Below are 18,955 nucleotides of genomic sequence, written 5' to 3'. Positions count from 1 at the left end.
GGCCTGCTGGCCGCCCCCTTCTGCGTACGTGGACTTCTGCGTACGTGAACGTCGAGTCGTCGACTCAGTAGTCGCGTGCGATCAGCGACTCGGGCACTTCGGATGCCGCGTCGGCGTCGACGAAGAACACCGTGCGCCGGCGACCCTTGATGCCCGCGACGGGAACCTCGTCGCGGCTGGCGCCGGCCAGGGCGAGACCGAGAGCCGATGCCTTGTCGGCACCCGCGAGCACCATCCACACGCGCTGCGACGCGTTGATGACCGGCCGAGTGAGGCTGAGCCGCTCGGGCGGGGGCTTCGGCGAGTTGCGCACGGCGATGACCGTGCGATCGGTCACCTGGATGCCGGAGCGATGCGGGAAGAGCGAGGCGACGTGCCCGTCGGGGCCGACGCCGAGGAAGGTGATGTCGAAGATCGGATGGGGCAGTCCGTCGACGCCGTGCGCTGAGAGCTCTGCCGCGTAGACCTCGGCCGCGGTGTCGAGGTCGAGCCCCGAGTCGGCGGCGGGGAACGGGTGCAGGTTCTCGGCGGGCAGCTCGAGGTCGCCGAGGAACGCGACGCGGGCCTGCTCGTCGTTGCGCTCGGGGTCGCCCGCCGGCAGCCAGCGCTCGTCGCCCCACCAGAAGTGCACGCGCGACCAGTCGATCGAGGTGTGCGCGGGCGATGAACCGACCGACTGGAGCACCGTGCCGCCCATCGAGCCGCCGGTCAGCACGATGTGCGCCACCGCCTGCGTGTCGAGGATGTCGAGGAGCTTCGTGATGAAGCGCGCAGCGACCGAACCAGCCAGCGAGGCCTTGTCGGGGTGCACGAGCACGCGTCGTTCGTTGGTCATGCGATGCCTCCTTCGCCGTGGGCGTCGAGGAGCTCGAGCCCACGGGTGATGACCTCACCGTACAGCTCGTCGGGATCGAGGCGGCGGAGCTCGTCGGCCAGGCAGTCGCGGAGATTGCGACGCGGCAGGGCGAGATCGTGCCGCGGCTGGCCCGGCTGACGGAGGGTCGCGATGCCCGGGACGTCCCGGATCAACTCGATCGTGCCGCCCTCGCGCTCGAGGCTCACGCCGTGGATGCCGTGGTACCCGGCCTCGGGCCCGGCGAGCTGGTACTCGGTCGTGGCGTTCAGCTGCAGCCGCAGCCACGCCGCGAGGAGCGTGGTCGAGGGCGAGTCCACCGCGCCGCTCACGTGCACCCTCGTCACGGGTTCGAACGGTGGCTGGTCGAGCACCGCGGCGAGCTGCGCGCGCCAGAGGGTGAGCCGCGTCCATGCGAAGTCGGCGTCGCCCGGCGTGTAGTTGCCGGCGAGTGCGCGCAGCGCGGCCTGCGGGTCGGGCTGCGCCGAGGCATCCGTGATTCTGCGGTGCGCGATGCGCCCGAGCGGGGAGCGCCCCGGGACCGCGGGCGCTGCACCGGGCCACCACGTGACGACCGGGGCGTCGGGGAGGAGGAGCGCCATGATGAGGCTCTCCTCATCGCGCGCGGCATCGCCGCAGGCGCGGAGCACGATGACCTCGCTCGCACCGGCGTCTCCGCCGACGCGGATCTCGGCGTCGAGTCGGGGCGGAACGGACGACGTCTCGGTGCCGGGCTCGGTCGAGACGACGATGACGCGCATCGGGTGCTCGCGGGAGGCGTCGTTCGCGGCTTCGATCGCCTCCTCCTCGACACCGGGAGAGGTGGCGATCACGAGGGTGAGCACGCGACCGAGGGCGACGACGCCGCCCTCTTCGCGGATCTTCACGAGGGTCTTCGAGACCTGGCTGGTCGTCGTGTCGGGCAGATCGACGATCATGGGCGTCTCCAGCTTCGTCCGTCGCGTTCGAGGAGTTCGTCGGCGGAGGTGGGGCCCCAGGTGCCGGGGCGGTACTGCTCGGGCTGGCCCTGCGTCGCCCAGAACTCCTCGATCGGGTCGAGGATCTTCCAGGAGAGTTCGACCTCCTCCTGGCGGGGGAAGAGCGGCGGGTCGCCGAGCAGCACGTCGAGGATCAGGCGCTCGTACGCCTCGGGGCTCGCCTCGGTGAAGGCGTGACCGTAGCCGAAGTCCATCGTGACGTCGCGCACCTGCATGCCGGCGCCCGGCACCTTCGAGCCGAAGCGGATCGTGACGCCCTCGTCGGGCTGCACCCGGATCACGAGCGCGTTCTGACCGAGCTGCGAGGTCTGGCTGTCGGCGAACACCTGCTGCGGCGCGCGCTTGAACACGACCGCGATCTCGGTGACGCGTCGGCCGAGGCGCTTGCCGGCCCGGAGGTAGAACGGCACGCCCGCCCAGCGGCGAGTGCCGATGGTGAGCTTCATCGCCGCGTAGGTCTCGGTCGTCGACTCGGGGTTCATGCCGTCTTCGTCGAGGAATCCGATGACCTTCTCGCCGCCCTGCCAACCGCCCGCGTACTGGCCACGAGCGGTACCGGTCGCGAGGTCCTCGGGCAGCCGGACGGCCGCGAGGATCTTCTCCTTCTCGGCGCGCAGGTCGCCGGCCTCGAAGGAGATCGGCTCCTCCATCGCCGTGAGGGCGAGGAGCTGCAGGAGGTGGTTCTGGATGACGTCGCGGGCGGCGCCGATGCCGTCGTAGTATCCGGCACGTCCGCCGACGCCGATGTCCTCCGCCATCGTGATCTGCACGTGGTCGACGTAGTTCGCGTTCCAGATGGGCTCGTAGAGCTGGTTGGCGAACCGGAGCGCCAGGATGTTCTGGACGGTCTCCTTGCCGAGGTAGTGGTCGATGCGGAACACCGAGTCGGGCGGGAAGACCGAGGCCACCACGTCGTTCAACTCGCGCGCCGTCTTCAGGTCGCTGCCGAACGGCTTCTCGATGACGACGCGACGCCACTGGTCGCCGCGCTGCTCGGTGAGCCCCGACCGCTTCAACTGCTCGGTGACGAGCGGGAACGACTTCGGCGGGATGGACAGGTAGAACGCGTGGTTGCCCATCGTGCCGCGCTCACGGTCGAGGCTGTCGACGACCTCGCGGAGCCGGTCGAAGGCGGCGTCGTCGTCGAAGTCGCCGGGCACGAAGCGGATGCCGCGGGCCAACTGCTTCCAGACGTCCTCGCGGAACTCGGTGCGCGCGTACTCCTTGACCGAGTCGTGCACGACCTTCTCGAAGTCCTGATCGGCCCATTCGCGCCGCGCGAAGCCGACGAGCGCGAAGCCCGGGGGCAGGAGCCCCCGGTTCGCGAGATCGTAGACCGCCGGCATCAGCTTCTTGCGGGACAGGTCTCCCGTGACGCCGAAGATGATGAGGCTCGACGGACCCGCGATGCGGTTGAGCCGGTAGTCCTTGGGAGAACGGAGCGGGTTGTGCTTCGCGGTGATCTCGGCCGGTTGCATCGTTCCTCCGGGTTCTCAGGCGACGACGTCGAACAGCGTCGCCGCGTCGGCCGAGGGGTCGGTCAGGGTGAGGGTGAGCACCGGTCGACCGTGCTCGGCGAGCACGCTCGCATCACCCGAGGCCTGCGCGGCGATCAGCTGGCCGAAGCTGAACGGGCGATCGGGGATCGCGAGGTCTTCGGCCGGGGTCTGCGTGATCTGGAGGAATGCGCCCACCGCCGGACCGCCCTTGTGGAACTGGCCCGTCGAGTGGAGGAACCGCGGGCCCCAGCCGAACGTGACGGGCCGACCGGCGCGAGCGGCGAGCAGGCCGCGGAGCCGTTCGAGCTCGGGGTGGGCGACGCGATCGACATAGGCCTGGATCGAGAGGTAGCCGTCGGCGGGCAGCTCTTCGAGCAGCACGTCGATGGCGGAGGCGAGGTCGCTCGATGCGCCGATGACCTCGGGAGTGCCCCGCACCTCGATGCCGCGCTCGACGAACGCGGCGGGCGTGGGCTCGGGGCGGGCGTCGAGGAGGCCCCGCGCGGCGATCTTCGCGGACTCCACGTCGGGCTGGTCGAACGGGTTGATGCCGAGGATTCGCCCGGCGACTGCGGTGGCGTACTCCCAGACGAGCAACTGCGCGCCGAGGGTGCCCGAGACGCGGATCTCGCCGGAATCGTCGCGGCCGAAGATCTCGTCGCCGGCGTCGTCGACGATGCGCACGATCTGCAGGTCGGAGAGGTGCTCGGTCAGCTCGGGTGCGTCGACGTCGAGCACCACGGGGAGGAGTCCGGTGCCGTTCTTGCCGGTCGACTCCGCGATGAGCTGCTCGGCCCAGTCGGGGAGCCCGACGATGTGGGTGCCGTCGGCGATGATGCCGAGCTTGTCGCGGAGGGGAACCGTCGCCGCGATCGCAGCGCCGAGCACGAGCCCGGGGTTCTCGGGGCTGTCGATCGCGAGCGAGAGCTCGATCGTCTCGGCCTCGTCGAGCACCTCGGCGATGTCGACGCCGGCGAGGCCGGAGGGCACGAGGCCGAAGGCCGTGAGCGCCGAGTAGCGGCCGCCCACGTCGGGGTCGGCGTTGAACACGCGGTAGCCGGCGGCTCGCGCCGACTCGTCGAGCGGCGAGCCGGGGTCGGTCACGACGACGATGCGCGACGTGGGGTCGATGCCGGCATCGCGGAACGCCTGCTCGTAGACGCGGCGCTGGCTGTCGGTCTCGACCGTCGAACCCGACTTCGATGAGACGACCAGGGCCGACGTCGAGAGCCGGTCCGCGAGTGCGGCGCGCACCTGTCCGGGCTCGGTCGAGTCGAGCACCGTGAGGTCGACCTTCGTCGTACGGGTGATGACCTCGGGCGCGAGCGACGAACCGCCCATGCCCGCCAGCACGATGTGATCGACGCCGGCGGCCTCGAGCTCTTCGCGGAGCGCCTCGATCTCGGGGACGAGCGGGCGGGAGATCGCGACGGCCTCGGTCCAGCCGAGGCGCTTCGCAGCCTCGGCCTCTGCTTCGGCTCCCCAGAGCGAGGAGTCCTGAGCGGTGATGCCGCTCGCGACGAGGTCGGCCACGAGCGTGGGCACCGTGTTGCGCACGGCCTCGGCAGCGGGTCCGCTCACGGAGATGCGGAAGCTCATCGTGCCGCCTCCAGTGCGCCGCGGACGGTGTCGAGCAGTTCGTTCCAGGAGACGATGAACTTGTCGACGCCCTCGTTCTCGAGCAGCAGGGTCACGTCGTCGTAGTCGACGCCGACGCTCGCGAGCGCATCGAGCACCTCGCCGGCCTGCGCGTAGGCGCCGGTGACGGTGTCGCCCGTGATGACGCCGTGGTCGAACGTGGCCTCGAGCGTCTTCTCGGGCATCGTGTTCACGACGCCCGGGGCGACGAGCTCGGTCACGTAGAGGGTGTCGGGCAGTGCGGGATCCTTCACGCCGGTCGACGCCCAGAGCGGCCGCTGGCGGTTCGCACCCGCCGCGAGGAGCGCTGCGGCACGCTCGCCGCCGAACTCCTGCTCGAAGAGCTCGTAGGCGAGGCGCGCGTTGGCGAGTCCGGCCTTGCCCTTCAGCGCGAGCGCCTCGTCGGAGCCGATCGCCTCGAGCCGCTTGTCGATCTCGGTGTCGACGCGGGACACGAAGAACGAGGCGACGGAGTGGATGGTCGACAGGTCGATGCCGGCGGCCTTCGCCTGCTCGAGGCCGGCGAGGTAGGCCGCGATGACCTGGCGGTAGCGATCGAGGCTGAAGATCAGGGTCACGTTGACGCTGATGCCCGCGCCGATCGCCGCGGTGATGGCGTCGAGGCCCTCGACGGTCGCGGGGATCTTGATCATGGCGTTCGGGCGGTCGACCTTGGCCCAGAGCGACGTGGCCTCGGCGATCGTGCCGGCGGTGTCGCGGGCGAGACCGGGGGAGACCTCGATCGAGACGCGGCCGTCGAAGCCGTTGGAGCGGTCGTACACGGGGCGGAACACGTCGGCGGCGGCGCGCACGTCGTCGGTCGTGATCTCGAAGACCGCGGTGTCGACGTCGGCGCCGGCGGCGGCGAGCTCGTGCACCTGGTCGGCGTACCGCTCGCCCTTGGCGAGTGCGCCGGCGAAGATCGTCGGGTTCGTGGTCACGCCGACGACGTCGCGCTCGGCGATGAGTCGGGCGAGGTCGCCGGAGGCGATGCGTTCACGCGAGAGGTCGTCGAGCCAGATGCTGACGCCCGCCTCGGAGAGTGCTGCAGTGGGGGAGCTGGTCATGGGAGTATCTCCTCTTCTGGCGCGCGTCAGGCCGACGCGAGCGATTCCTTCGCGGCGGCGACGACGGCCTCGGCCGTGATGCCGAACTCGCGGAACAGGGTCTTGTAGTCGGCGGAGGCGCCGAAGTGCTCGATCGACACCGAGCGGCCGCGCGAGCCGAGGTAGCGGTGCCACGAGAGCGCGAGTCCGGCCTCGACCGAGACACGGGCGGTGACGCCCGCGGGCAGCACCTGCTCGCGGTACTCGGCGGGCTGCTCCTCGAACCACTCGAGCGACGGGGCCGAGACGACGCGAGCGCCGATGCCCTCTGCTGCGAGCGTCTCGCGAGCCGCGAGTGCGAGCTGCACCTCGGAGCCGGTGGCGATGAGGATCACCTCGGGCGTGCCCGACGCGGCCTCGGCGAGCACGTAGGCGCCCTTCGCCACGTTCGACGCGGCAGCGAGGGTGTCGCCGGATGCCTCGGCCTCGCCGCGCTCGAACACGGGGATGTTCTGACGGGTGAGGGCGATGCCCGCCGGGGCATCCGTGCGCTTCAGGATCTCGAGCCAGGCGTGCGCGACCTCGTTGGCGTCGGCGGGACGCACGACCGTGAGACCAGGGATCGCTCGGAGCGTGGCGAGCTGCTCGATGGGCTGGTGGGTCGGGCCGTCTTCGCCGAGGGCCACGGAGTCGTGGGTCCAGACGAAGATCGACGGGACCTGCATGAGGGCGGCCAGACGCACGGCGGGCCGCATGTAGTCACTGAAGATGAGGAAGGTGCCGCCGAAGGCGCGGGTCTTGCCGTGCAGCACGATGCCGTTGACGATGGCGCCCATGGCGTGCTCGCGGATGCCGAAGTGGAGCACCCGGCCGTAGGGGTTGCCCGAGAACTCGTGCGTCGACCACTCGGTCGGGATGAACGAGGCCGCTCCGTTGATCGTGGTCAGGTTCGACTCGGCGAGGTCGGCCGAGCCGCCCCACAGTTCGGGCAGCACACCGGCGAGGGCGTTGATGACCTTGCCGGACGCCGCACGGGTCGAGACCTCGGTGCCGCCCTCGAAGACGGGCAGCACGGATTCGACGTCGGCGGGGAGCTCGCCGGCCTCGAGCCGGTCGAGGAGCGCCTTGCGCTCGGGGTTCGCCGCGGCCCACGCGTCGAAGGAGACCTGCCACTCGGCGTGCTCGGCGGCACCGCGCTCGACGGCGCCTCGCGTGTGGGCGAGCACGTCTTCGGCGATGACGAAGCTCTGCTCGGGGTCGAAGCCGAGCACCTCCTTCGTCGCGGCGAGCTCTGCTGCTCCGAGCGCCGATCCGTGGATCTTGCCGGAGTTCTGCTTGCCGGGCGACGGCCAGCCGATGATCGTCTTCAGGATGATGATCGACGGCTTCGCGGACTCGCCCTTGGCGGCTTCGATCGCGGCGTGCAGCTCGGCCACGTCTTCGACGTACTGGCCGGTCTTCTTCCAGTCGACCGTCTGCACGTGCCATCCGTACGACTCGTAGCGCTTCGCGACGTCTTCGGTGAAGGCGATGTTGGTGTCGTCCTCGATGGAGATCTGGTTGGAGTCGTAGATCACCACGAGGTTGCCGAGCTGCTGGTGGCCGGCGAGCGACGATGCCTCGCTCGTGATCCCCTCCTGCAGGTCGCCGTCACCCGCGACGACGTAGACGAAGTGGTCGAACGGGCTCGTGCCCGCCGCGGCATCGGGGTCGAAGAGGCCGCGCTCGAAGCGCGAGGCGTAGGCGAAGCCGACGGCCGAGGCCAGGCCCTGACCGAGCGGGCCGGTCGTGATCTCGACGCCCGCGGTGTGGCCGTACTCGGGGTGGCCGGGGGTCTTCGAACCCCAGGTGCGCAGCGACTCGAGGTCGGTGAGCTCGAGTCCGTCGCCGGCGAGGAAGAGCTGCACGTACTGCGTCAGCGAGGAGTGGCCGGCGGAGAGGATGAAGCGGTCGCGGCCGAGCCACGCGTGGTCGGACGGATCGCGGCGCATGACCTTCTGGAACAGGAGATAGGCGGCGGGCGCGAGGCTCATCGCGGTGCCGGGATGCCCGTTTCCGACCTTCTCGACGGCGTCTGCCGCGAGTACGCGGGCCGTGTCGACCGCCTGGTCGTCGAGAGATTCCCACTGCAGATTTGCCACGATTGTGCTGTTCCTTCCGGTCGCTGGACGGTGACGGGAAACCGATGGCCCCGAGCACCGCTGGAATCGCTTCGGCGCGAGTTGCCCGGCGGACGACGCTTGGTCGTTTGCACCGGACGGCAATTCGAAACCGCGCCGTCGGGCGCGCTCTGCCAAGTATATGGACTCCTCACGTTTCATGACGGTGACGCGAAGCTCACCGGGGACCCGCTCCGCAGTGAGGCCGGAAGGGCGCGGGAGGGGCCCGACCGAACGGGCGACACACGATGTCATAGAATCGAGAGCGAGCGTGGCCGTACTTTGCGTGCTCGCGCGCCGGAAGAGGAACGATGCAGGCAGCCGTAGAGACCCGAGACGCCCGACCGGCGATGACCGCACGGCGTAAGCTCGCCGCCTACGTGGCCCTCACGAAGCCGCGTGTGATCGAGCTGCTGCTCGTCGTGACGGCTCCGACGATGATCCTCGCCCAGCAGGGGCTGCCGAGCCTCTGGCTGCTCATCGCGACGCTCATCGGCGGGGCGATGAGCGCCGGCTCGGCCGGGGCGTTCAACTGCTACATCGACCGCGACATCGACCGGGTCATGAAGCGCACGCAGGGCCGCCCGCTCGTGACCGGCGAGCTGAGCGATCGCGAGGCGCTCGTCTTCGCGTACGGCCTCGGCATCGCCTCGATCGTCTGGCTCGGCGTCTTCACGAACTGGCTCGCCGCGGCGCTCTCGCTCGGCGCCATCCTGCTCTACGTCGTCTTCTACAGCCTGATCCTGAAGCGCCGCACGGCCCAGAACATCGTCTGGGGCGGCGTCGCGGGCTGCATGCCCGTGCTGATCGGCTGGGCCGCGGTCACCGGCGACCTCAGCTGGCCGCCGGTCATCCTCTTCCTCATCATCTTCCTCTGGACGCCGCCGCACTACTGGCCGCTCTCCATGAAGTACAAGGACGACTACGCGGCAGCCGGCGTTCCGATGCTCGCCGTCGTGCGGGGCCGCGCACAGGTGGGGCTCCAGGTCATCCTCTACGCATGGGCGACCGTGGCGTGCTCGCTGCTGCTCATCCCGATCGCCGACATGGGGCTCGTCTACTCGACGGTCGCGGTCGTCACCGGTGTCTGGTTCATCTACGAGACCCACCGCCTGTACAACCTCGCGATCCGCCACCAGCAGGTCTCGCCGATGCGGGTGTTCCACGGCTCGATCGCGTACCTGTCGCTGCTCTTCCTCGCGGTCGGCGTCGACCCGCTGCTGCCCTTCTGAACTCGGGTTCAGATCGCCTCGGGCGGCGGGCCGTCGATCACGATGTCGCCGGCGTGCGCGGCGTAGAACGCCGACTGACGAGACATGATCTCGCGCATGCTCGCGGTCGGCGCGCTGCCGTAGACCGTGCCGACGAAGTTCAACCCGCGCTGGATCGCCCAGATCTCGTCATGCCGTTCGGGTGGGAGGATCTCGGCGGGTGAGCCCACGGCAACCCAGGAGATCGGCACCATCGCGTCGGCGTCGAGCACCGTGTTCACCTGCACGACGGCATTGATGCGCACCTCCGCGGCCCGTCCGAGGACCGCGCCCGGGAAGATCGAGGCGCCCGTGGCGATGAAGACCTCGTCGGCGATCGTCGCGCCGTTGACGTGCGCGTGCGGACCGATGAGCACGTGATCGCCGATCGCGACCGGATGACCGGCGCGACCGCGCACGAGGGCGTGCTCCATCACGACGCACTCGGCGCCCACCCGGATCGCACCGTCCTCCGCGCTCAGCACAGCTCCGTGCAGGATGCGAGTTCCGGCGCCGACGGAGACGTCGCCCGAGAGCACGGCTGTGGGCGCGATCGTCGCCGTGGGGTGCACGACGGGCCGCCGGCCGCGGTGCTCGATCAACATGGGAACCTCCAGGGACCCGATCGTAGCGTTCCGGCTCCTCCGGTCTGACGAACTGTCGCGGTGCCGAGCGCCTGACTCGACACGATGCTCGGCTAGGTCGCCGACTCGAGGTAGGCGATCACGGCGAGCACTCGCCGATTCCACGAGTCGGATGCCTCGAGCCGCAGCTTGCCGAAGATGCTGCCGACGTGGGACTCGACGGTGCGCTCCGTGAGCCAGAGCCGCTCGGCGATGCCGGCGTTGGTGTGACCCTCGGCGATGAGGGCGAGCACCTCCCGCTCGCGCGGACTCAAGGCGCCCAATCGGCCCTCCGCCGCACGCACGCCGACGAGGCGGGTGACGACATCGGCGTCGAGCGCCGTGCCGCCCGCCGCGACGCGCTCGAGCGCGTCGAGGAAGTCGTCGAAGGCGAGTACCCGGTCCTTGAGGAGATAGCCGAACCGGCCGCGTCCGACGAGGCCGAGGGTGTGCCGCGTCTCGATGTGCTGCGAGAGGAGCACGATGCCGAGGCCCGGTTGCTCGTCTCTGGCGATCGCCGCCGCGCGGGCGCCGTCGTCGGTCAGGTCCGGTGGCATGCGGATGTCGAGCACCGCCACATCGGGCAGGGTGCTGCGGATGGCGGTCAGACTCTGCGGTGCATCCGGCGCGGCCGCGACGACGTCGTGCCCGGCATCCTCGAGCAGTCGCTCGAGGCCCTCACGGAACAGTGCGGAGTCCTCGCCGATCACGATCCGCACGGGATCACCGCCTCGACGTTCGTGCCGCCGTCGGGGGTGCTGCTGACCGAGAGGTCGCCGCCGAGCGCGCCCACGCGGTCGGCGAGGCCGGCGAGACCACCGCCGGGGAGCACTTCGGCGCCGCCGCGTCCGTCGTCGCGAACGCTCACCCGCAGCACTCCACCGGAGTGCACGACCCGCATCGCGATGCGCTCGGCACCGGCGTGCTTGACGGCGTTCGTGAGGGCCTCGCTCGCGACGAAGTACGCGGTGGTGCTCACCGCGTCCGGGAGGGGGCCGGCGTCGAGCTCCAGATCGATCGGGAGCGGCGAACCGTTCGACAGGTTCGCGATCGCAGCGGTGAGGCCGTCGTCGAGACTCGACGGACGCAGGCCCTGCGCGACCTGCCGCAGATCGGCGACCGACTCCGTGAGCCCGTCGATGGTCTGTTCGATGAGCTCCTCCACGTCGACCGATTCCCGGTCCAGCCTCCGTTGCGCAAGGCGAAGCGACATGCCGAGGGAGACGAGCCGCTGCTGCGCACCGTCGTGGAGGTCGCGCTCGAGTCGCCGACGCTCGCGGTATCCCGCGAGGAGGATCCGTTCGCGACTCGCCTCCGCGTTGCGGAGCGCCGTCGCGAGTTGCACGCGAAGGCGCGTCATCTCGACGAGCGTGGTCGTGGCTGTCGCGACCTGCTGCGAGATCGGCGGCGCCGACGGATCCGACACGAGGACGGCGATGCGCGTGCCGGCGAGCCGCACCGCCACGGCATCCGCGCCCGGCACGTCATCGCCGTGCAGGTCGAGGAAACCCGCGGCATCGGGCCGTGCGTAGCCGACGCGCAGAGCCGGGTCGCGGAGGGCGTGCTTGAGGATCGTCTCGAGCGATTCGGGACGATCCTGTCCCGTGTGCACACGGGACTGCAACGCGGCGATCGCGGCGAGTGCGCGAGCCCGGCGTGGGAAGAGCGCCGCGCCGATGCTGCGTTCGAGCCATGGCCTGAGCTGCATCAGCACGAGGATCGCGACGGCCGTGGCGGCCGCCGCGATGAGTGACGACCCGGCCGCGGGCAGGCTGGCGGCAGCGGATGCCGCCCCGGCGACGATGCCGACGAGCACGAGCAGGATCACGCACCACGTCGCGACTCCGACGATGACGCGATCGACGTCGACGTCGTCGATTCTGAGCAGCGCGGTCGCGACCGCGATGGGGATCACGATGTTCATGATCGCGAGTCCGGCGATGACGAACTCGGGGCGTCCGGAGAAGAGGAGGCCGCACCAGCAGAGCAGGAGCGTCGCCGGGATCGTCATGCCCGCGAGCACGAGCCAGCGCAGCTGCACACGCTCTCGCGGCGAACTGCGCCGGTACCTGCGCACTGCGGAGACGACGCTCGAGACGAGCGCGGCAAGGAAGAGCGGGAGCAGCGCCGCGGCGGCGAGACCGGCCCAGGGCACGACCCCGAGCACATGGGGTGCGTCGGCGTAGGGCTCGAGGTACGGCTCGGGTGCCACCACGACGAGCGCGGCGAACGCGAGGGCGATGATCGGCAGTGCCCAGGCGACGACCCGATCGAAGCGACCGAACAGGCGGCCGTCGGGAAACACCAGCAGGATCAACGCCCACGGCACGTAGAGCGCCATCCACGACCCCGAGCCGATCGCGATGAGCGGCGCTGCGGTATGCAGCCCGGCACCGTCCGCGATGGCGCCCGACACGGCGTCGACCGACGCCTCCACGATGATCACGGCGCCGGCGACCGCGAGCAGCCCGCCGACGATGCTGTCTCGGATGCGGGCAACGGCGAGACCGAGCACGATGGCGGGGAGCCCGCTCACGACAGCGAGGGCGAACCACGCGGCATCCGCTGCATGGTCGGCGAAGGTGACGCCCGCGACGCCGAGCGCCGCCGCGGCGAATGCCACGACCGCGGCGATGAGCGAAACGGCTCGTGCCCGGGACACGGGATCAGCGTACTGGGCGCCCTCAGCGCCGGGTTCCGTGGTGGCACGGAACCGGATGCCGCGTCAGCCACCTGTCGGCGACGACGCCGACTGCGGAACGCTCGGGGGATTCGAGACCCGGGAGGTCGTCATGAGCACCACCGCAACACCAACGAACCAGGCATCACGCCGAACGATGCGGGACTGGCGGCCGATCTGGCGCTGGACCGCGGCGATCCTGCTGCCGATCGGTCCGCTCAGCATCGTCGTCGGCCGCGCGATCATGCCCTATTGGACCGACGATGCGCCGCGTGAGATCGCGCAGGGGGTGATCGCGGCACCGGAACTGACCGAGATGCTCGGCTGGCTCGGGCTCGTCGCGGCTCCGGCGATGCTGCTCGCGGCGCTCACCATGGGCTATGTCGCTCGGCGCAGGGCGCCGCTGCTCGCGACGCTCGGTTCTGCGATCACCTTCCTCGCATTCGCGAACTGGTCGGCCGGTGGCAACCCCGATGTCGTGGCCATCGTGCTCGACCGTCAGGGTTACGGGCTCGATGACGTCCTCGGCGTCGGCACGGCGCTGCAGGAGACGCCGATCGCGCAGGCGACCGGCATCTTCTGGATCGTCGGCCACATCACGGGCATGGTGCTGCTCGGCCTCGCGCTCGGCCGCGCCCGTGTCGTGCCCTGGTGGGCGGCGATCGCCCTGGTGGTCTCGCAGCCGGTGCACCTGGTCGCCGCCATCATCGTGCCGAGTCGTCTGCTCGACTCGACGCTCGGCTGGGCCTCACGGCCTTCGCATGCCTCGTCGTGGCGATCGCGGTCGCGCGCATGGACGACGACGAGTGGGATGCGCGCCCAGCTGTCACCGGGTGAACGGGCGCGTCGGACGAACCGGCACGTGCCGCGAGCTCAGCGAGCGGATGCCGCGACGGGCGACGCCTCGGTCGCGGCATCCGCCGCCACCGGGCGCTTCAGCCGCATGATGACGAGCGTCATCGCGGCCGCGGTGAGCGCGGCGAGCACCATGTGCACGCCGACCGCGAGTGCCGGGAGGCCGTTGCGCGCCTGGTACAGGCCGACGCCGACCTGCACGAGCTCGATGGCGAGCAGCGCGAGCGACCAGCGGAGCGTCGGCAGCTTCAGTCGCCAGGCGGCGACGACGAGCACGAGCGTCAGTGCGAGCAGCGCATAGCCCGGCCAGGCGTGCACGTGCTCGAGGATCTCGGAGTCGAAGCCCGTGCGTCCGGCCTCTGCGTCACCGGAGTGCGGGCCCGAGCCGGTGGTCAGCACCCCGAAGACGATGGAGATCGCCAGCACCGCGCTCGTGACGTGGGTGAGGGTCGCGTACCAGGCGGGGACTGCCGGCTCGCGCGGGCCTGCGGGGGAGTCCATGCGCGCGAGGAAGGCCGCGGAGATGCAGACGAGCGCGAGCGACGAGACGTAGTGGAAGCCGACGATGAACGGGTTCAGTCCGGTCCACACGGTGATGCCGCCGACGATCGCCTGCGCGACGATGCCGATGCCCACGAGGAACGAGAGCACGAACAGGTCGCGGCGTTCGCGTCGGATGCGCCAGACGAGCAGGAACACGATGAGCGCGATGATGCCGACGACGCCGGTCATCATGCGGTTGCCGAACTCGATGAGCGAGTGGTACGTCAGCTCGTCGGTCGGCACGAGCGACTCGGCCGTGCACGTGGGCCAGGTCGGGCAGCCGAGCCCGGAGCCCGTCAGGCGAACCGCGCCGCCCGTCGCGATGATCGTGACCTGGGCGATGAACGAGGCCCAGGCGAAGGTGCGGAGAGTGCGGGTCACGCTGGTTCGTTCCTGATCCGGATCGCGCTGTGACGGCACTGGGAGTCCTGCCCGGCACCTGCCGCGACCCTATAGACTTGAGGGGTTGGTAGGCCCGCCGACCGCGCGAGATCGCGCGCCACGGGCCGGATACCATCTTAGGTTGGCACTAGCGCCACCGGGCACATCATCACCCACTCAACGAGCGCCTCGACTCACGAGGGGAATGAGCCGGCCTGATAGCCGGTTGCACGGGAGGAGAAGAGGGAGAGCATGACGGACGTACTGATCGACCGACCGGAACTCGAAGGGCTCGGCACCTACGAGTTCGGCTGGGCCGACTCCGACACCGCGGGGGCTTCTGCCCGACGCGGCATCTCGCCGGAGGTGGTCGCCGACATCTCGGGTCTGAAGCAGGAGCCCGAATGGATGCTCCAGCGTCGCCAGCGCGCCTTGCAGCTCTTCGAGCGCAAGCCGATGCCCACCTGGGGCGCCGACCTGTCGGAGATCGACTTCGACAACATCAAGTACTTCGTGCGCTCGACCGAGAAGCAGGCCCAGACCTGGGAAGACCTGCCCGAGGACATCAAGAACACCTACGAGCGGCTCGGCATCCCCGAGGCCGAGCGCCAGCGTCTCGTCGCCGGCGTGGCGGCCCAGTACGAGTCCGAGGTGGTCTACCACCAGATCAATGAAGAGCTCGAGCGCCAGGGCGTCATCTTCATGGACACCGACACGGCCCTGAAGGAGCACCCCGAGTTCTTCGAGGAGTACTTCGGCACCGTGATCCCCGCCGGCGACAACAAGTTCGCCGCGCTCAATACCGCCGTGTGGTCGGGCGGCTCGTTCGTCTACGTGCCGAAGGGCGTGCACGTCGAGATCCCGCTGCAGGCCTACTTCCGCATCAACACCGAGAACATGGGCCAGTTCGAGCGCACGCTGATCATCGCCGACGAAGGCAGCTACGTGCACTACATCGAGGGTTGCACGGCGCCGATCTACAAGAGCGACTCGCTGCACTCGGCCGTCGTCGAGATCATCGTGAAGAAGGACGCGCGCGTCCGCTACACGACGATCCAGAACTGGTCGAACAACGTCTACAACCTCGTCACCAAGCGCGCCACGGCCGCAGAGGGCGCCACCATGGAGTGGGTCGACGGCAACATCGGCTCGAAGGTCACGATGAAGTACCCGTCGATCTTCCTCATGGGCGAGCACGCCAAGGGCGAGACCCTGTCGGTCGCCTTCGCGGGCCCCGGCCAGCACCAGGACGCCGGCGCGAAGATGATCCACATGGCGCCGTACACGCAGTCGTCGATCGTCTCGAAGTCGATCGCCCGTGGAGGCGGCCGCGCCGGCTACCGCGGCGAGGTGCGCATCGACGCGAACGCACACCACTCGGCGAACAGCGTCGTCTGCGACGCGCTGCTCGTCGACACGATCTCCCGCTCCGACACCTACCCGGCGATCGACATCCGCGTCGACGACGTGAAGCTCGGGCACGAGGCCACGGTCTCGAAGGTCAGCGAGGAGCAGCTCTTCTACCTGATGAGCCGTGGCATCGACGAGACCGAGGCCATGTCGATGATCGTGCGCGGCTTCATCGAGCCGATCGCGCGCGAGCTCCCCATGGAATACGCGATGGAACTCAACAAGCTCATCGAAATGGGCATGGAAGGATCGGTGGGCTAGTAGTGACCGCCCAGATGACCAGCACAGCCATGCCCACCGCGGAGCAGCACGGCCTCGTCGCGCACTCCGACGGCGCCTTCGTGCCCGTGCAGACCCGTTCCGAGCGGTTCCGCTCGGTGAACGTCGACGAGTTCGCACCCGTCACCGGCCGAGAGCACGAGTGGAAGTTCGCCCCGGTGGCGGCCTTCGCCGACCTGATCAGCGGCGAGCTCGACGGTTCGCGACTCCCGATCGAGACCACGGATGCCTCGGGCATCGCGTTCTCGTACATCCCGCGCGACGACGCCCGCATCGGCTCGGCCGGCACGCCCGAAGAGCGCGCGAGCGCCAACGCGTGGTCGACCTTCGAAGAGGCCCTCCTCGTCTCCGTCACCGGCGAAGACGAGAAGATCGCCTTCGTGACCCGCACCGGGCTCGGCGACACGCCACGCGCCGCGCACACCGTCATCGAGGCCGCGCCCAACAGCCGCGGCTTCGTCGTGCTCGGCGGCACGGGCGCAGCCCGCCTCAGCGAGAACGTCGAGATCCTCGTCGGCGCCGGGGCATCCCTCACCGTCGTCTCGCTGCAGGAGTGGGACGACGAGGCCGTGCACCTCTCGAGCCAGTTCGCCCGCCTCGGCCGCGACTCGTTCCTGAAGCACATCGTCGTCTCGCTCGGCGGCAAGGTCGTCCGGGTGAACCCCTCGACCCACCTCGCCGAGCAGGGCTCCGACATCGAGGCCCTCGGCCTGTACTTCGCCGATGCCGGCCAGCACCTCGAGCAGCAGGTCTACGTGCACCACGACGCGCCGCACACCAAGAGCCGCGTGACCTACAAGGGCGCGCTGCAGGGCGCCGGAGCGCGCACCGTCTGGATCGGCGACGTGCTCATCGGCAACGCAGCGGTCGGCACCGACAGCTACGAGCAGAACCGCAACCTCGTGCTCACCGAGGGCACCCGGGCCGACTCCGTGCCGAACCTCGAGATCGAGACCGGCGACATCGAAGGAGCCGGGCACGCGAGTGCCACGGGCCGTTTCGACGACGAGCAGCTGTTCTACCTCATGGCACGCGGCATCCGCGAAGACGAGGCGCGTCGCCTCGTCGTCCGCGGCTTCCTCACCGACATCGTGCAGAAGATCGGCTCGGCCGACCTCGAAGCCCGCCTCACGGCGGCGATCGAGGCTGAACTGGAAGGTCGCTGACGTGACATCCGTGCGTGTGTGCGCCATCGACGACCTCGCCGTCAACGAAGCGTCGCGCTTCGTGCTCGAGGGCGTTCCCATCGCCGTCGTGAAGGACGCGGCGGGTGACGTCTTCGCCATCGGAGACACCTGCACGCATGGCGACATCTCGCTCGCCGAGGGGTTCGTCGAAGACGACACCCTCGAGTGCTGGGCGCACGGCTCCATGTTCTCCCTCAAGACGGGCAAGCCGCTCACGCTGCCCGCGTACGAGCCCGTCCCGGTCTACCAGGTCGAGCTCAAGGACGGCGACGTCCACATCGATCCCGCGGTCACCCTGACCGTCTGACACACCTTCTCCGGCCCGGAACGGCCGGCAACCGAAAGAGACCACTACGAACATGTCCGTTCTCGAGATCAAGAACCTCCACGTCAACGTCGAGACCGAGCAGGGCACGCGCGAGATCCTGCGCGGCGTCGACCTCGTCATCAACGAGGGCGAGATCCACGCGATCATGGGCCCCAACGGCTCGGGCAAGTCGACGCTCGCGTACACGATCGCCGGCCACCCCAAGTACCAGGTCGTCGAGGGCGAGATCCTCCTCGACGGTGAGAACGTGCTCGAGATGTCGGTCGACGAGCGCGCACGCGCCGGCCTCTTCCTCGCGATGCAGTACCCCGTCGAGATCCCCGGCGTGACCGTCACCAACTTCCTCCGCACCGCCAAGACGGCGATCGACGGCGAGGCGCCCTCGATCCGCGGCTGGATCAAGGACGTCCGCGAGTCGATGGGCAACCTCAAGATGGACTCGGCGTTCGCCGAGCGCAACGTCAACGAGGGCTTCTCGGGCGGCGAGAAGAAGCGCAACGAGATCCTCCAGCTCGAGCTGCTGAAGCCGAAGTTCGCCGTGCTCGACGAGACCGACTCCGGTCTCGACGTCGACGCGCTGAAGATCGTCTCCGAGGGCGTCAACCGCGCCCACTCCAACACCGGCCTCGGCGTGCTGCTCATCACGCACTACACGCGCATCCTCCGCTACATCAAGCCCGACTTCGTGCACGTCTTCGTCGCGGGCAAGATCGCCGAGCAGGGCGGCGCAGAGCTCGCCGACCGTCTCGAAGAAGAGGGCTACGACCGCTACCAGGTCGCGGAGTCCGCGGCCGCAGCGCTGCCCGCCGAATAGGCGGAGGGTAGAATCGCAGCATGGTCTCCTCCCTCGCACCAGAGCGCTACGACCAGGTCGAAGAAGCGCTGAAAGACGTCATGGACCCTGAGCTCGGGGTCAACATCGTCGACCTCGGCCTCATCTACGACCTCGGCTGGGACGACGAGAACGACGCACTCGTCATCCACATGACGCTCACGAGCGCCGGATGCCCCCTCACCGACGTTATCGAGGAGCAGACCGCAGAGGCGCTCGACGGCACGGTCGACGCGTTCCGCATCAACTGGGTGTGGATGCCGCCGTGGGGCCCCGAGCGCATCACCGACGACGGCCGCGACATGATGCGGGCGCTCGGCTTCGCGATCTGAGTCGCGTTTCCGAGCCACCGCTCGGCGACATCGGATGCCCCGTGCAGCACGCTGCACGGGGC

Annotated in this window: 16 protein-coding genes; 6 read left to right on the top strand and 10 right to left on the bottom strand. The window is 69.6% G+C overall.

Annotated elements, in window-relative coordinates:
• Positions 1–64: 64 nt before the first annotated feature.
• Genes pgl through tkt form a run of 6 tightly spaced genes read right to left on the bottom strand, consistent with a single transcriptional unit; the run spans position 65 to position 8,175 of the window.
• A complete protein-coding gene (gene pgl, locus ACFTQE_RS16760) occupies positions 65–835 on the bottom strand; it encodes a 6-phosphogluconolactonase (RefSeq protein WP_376926139.1) in 771 nt (256 codons plus the stop codon).
• Positions 832–1,791: a glucose-6-phosphate dehydrogenase assembly protein OpcA gene (locus tag ACFTQE_RS16755; protein WP_376926138.1), complete on the bottom strand. Its 960-nt coding sequence runs from the start codon at positions 1,789–1,791 to the stop codon at positions 832–834. Before ACFTQE_RS16755 ends, pgl begins: the two co-directional genes overlap by 4 nt.
• Positions 1,788–3,329, bottom strand: coding sequence for a glucose-6-phosphate dehydrogenase (zwf, locus tag ACFTQE_RS16750; RefSeq protein ID WP_376926137.1), 1,542 nt, complete (start codon positions 3,327–3,329; stop codon positions 1,788–1,790). Before zwf ends, ACFTQE_RS16755 begins: the two co-directional genes overlap by 4 nt.
• A gap of 15 nt (positions 3,330–3,344) precedes the next feature.
• On the bottom strand, positions 3,345–4,949 hold the full coding sequence (locus ACFTQE_RS16745; RefSeq protein WP_376926136.1) for a glucose-6-phosphate isomerase: 1,605 nt from the start codon (positions 4,947–4,949) through the stop codon (positions 3,345–3,347).
• Positions 4,946–6,055, bottom strand: a complete 1,110-nt coding sequence (gene tal / locus ACFTQE_RS16740; protein ID WP_376926135.1) for a transaldolase — start codon at positions 6,053–6,055, stop codon at positions 4,946–4,948. The genes ACFTQE_RS16745 and tal overlap by 4 nt, the downstream gene beginning before the upstream one ends.
• Before the next feature lie 26 nt (positions 6,056–6,081).
• Positions 6,082–8,175: a transketolase gene (tkt, locus tag ACFTQE_RS16735; RefSeq protein WP_376926134.1), complete on the bottom strand. Its 2,094-nt coding sequence runs from the start codon at positions 8,173–8,175 to the stop codon at positions 6,082–6,084.
• A 329-nt stretch (positions 8,176–8,504) separates the two neighbouring features.
• Here tkt and ACFTQE_RS16730 point away from each other — a divergent pair, with 329 nt between their 5' ends.
• Positions 8,505–9,425, top strand: a complete 921-nt coding sequence (locus tag ACFTQE_RS16730; RefSeq protein WP_376926133.1) for a heme o synthase — start codon at positions 8,505–8,507, stop codon at positions 9,423–9,425.
• Positions 9,426–9,433: 8 nt separating this feature from the next.
• Here the strand turns inward: ACFTQE_RS16730 and ACFTQE_RS16725 are convergent, their stop codons facing one another.
• From ACFTQE_RS16725 to ACFTQE_RS16710, 4 genes are all read right to left on the bottom strand, one after another.
• Entirely contained in the window at positions 9,434–10,048 is a 615-nt protein-coding gene (locus ACFTQE_RS16725; protein ID WP_376926132.1) for a gamma carbonic anhydrase family protein, read from the bottom strand.
• A 92-nt stretch (positions 10,049–10,140) separates the two neighbouring features.
• Positions 10,141–10,785, bottom strand: a complete 645-nt coding sequence (locus tag ACFTQE_RS16720; protein WP_376926131.1) for a response regulator transcription factor — start codon at positions 10,783–10,785, stop codon at positions 10,141–10,143.
• A complete protein-coding gene (locus tag ACFTQE_RS16715) occupies positions 10,773–12,728 on the bottom strand; it encodes a sensor histidine kinase (RefSeq protein ID WP_376926130.1) in 1,956 nt (651 codons plus the stop codon). Before ACFTQE_RS16715 ends, ACFTQE_RS16720 begins: the two co-directional genes overlap by 13 nt.
• An 891-nt stretch (positions 12,729–13,619) precedes the next feature.
• Complete coding sequence (locus tag ACFTQE_RS16710; RefSeq protein ID WP_376926129.1) at positions 13,620–14,525, bottom strand: heme A synthase; 906 nt, start codon at positions 14,523–14,525, stop codon at positions 13,620–13,622.
• Positions 14,526–14,777: 252 nt separating this feature from the next.
• Between ACFTQE_RS16710 and sufB the strand changes: the two genes are divergently transcribed.
• Genes sufB through ACFTQE_RS16685 form a run of 5 tightly spaced genes read left to right on the top strand, consistent with a single transcriptional unit; the run spans position 14,778 to position 18,893 of the window.
• Positions 14,778–16,196, top strand: a complete 1,419-nt coding sequence (gene sufB / locus ACFTQE_RS16705) for a Fe-S cluster assembly protein SufB (RefSeq protein WP_376926128.1) — start codon at positions 14,778–14,780, stop codon at positions 16,194–16,196.
• 14 nt (positions 16,197–16,210) lie between these two features.
• The gene (gene sufD / locus ACFTQE_RS16700; RefSeq protein ID WP_376926127.1) at positions 16,211–17,380 is read left to right on the top strand and encodes a Fe-S cluster assembly protein SufD; all 1,170 of its coding nucleotides are present in this window, start codon (positions 16,211–16,213) and stop codon (positions 17,378–17,380) included.
• A gap of 1 nt (position 17,381) precedes the next feature.
• Positions 17,382–17,708 carry a non-heme iron oxygenase ferredoxin subunit gene (locus ACFTQE_RS16695; RefSeq protein ID WP_056650583.1) on the top strand — a complete coding sequence of 109 codons (327 nt, stop codon included), beginning with the start codon at positions 17,382–17,384 and terminating at the stop codon, positions 17,706–17,708.
• Positions 17,709–17,760: 52 nt separating this feature from the next.
• Positions 17,761–18,543, top strand: a complete 783-nt coding sequence (gene sufC, locus ACFTQE_RS16690; RefSeq protein WP_376926126.1) for a Fe-S cluster assembly ATPase SufC — start codon at positions 17,761–17,763, stop codon at positions 18,541–18,543.
• 20 nt (positions 18,544–18,563) lie between these two features.
• Positions 18,564–18,893, top strand: a complete 330-nt coding sequence (locus ACFTQE_RS16685) for a metal-sulfur cluster assembly factor (protein ID WP_376926125.1) — start codon at positions 18,564–18,566, stop codon at positions 18,891–18,893.
• The last annotated feature ends 62 nt before the right edge of the window (positions 18,894–18,955 follow it).

Source organism: Agromyces sp. NPDC056965 (genome assembly GCF_042673425.1).
Lineage (GTDB): Bacteria > Actinomycetota > Actinomycetes > Actinomycetales > Microbacteriaceae > Agromyces.
The sequence above is the reverse complement of the archived record's forward strand: the minus strand, read 5'-3'. Positions and strand labels throughout refer to the sequence as shown.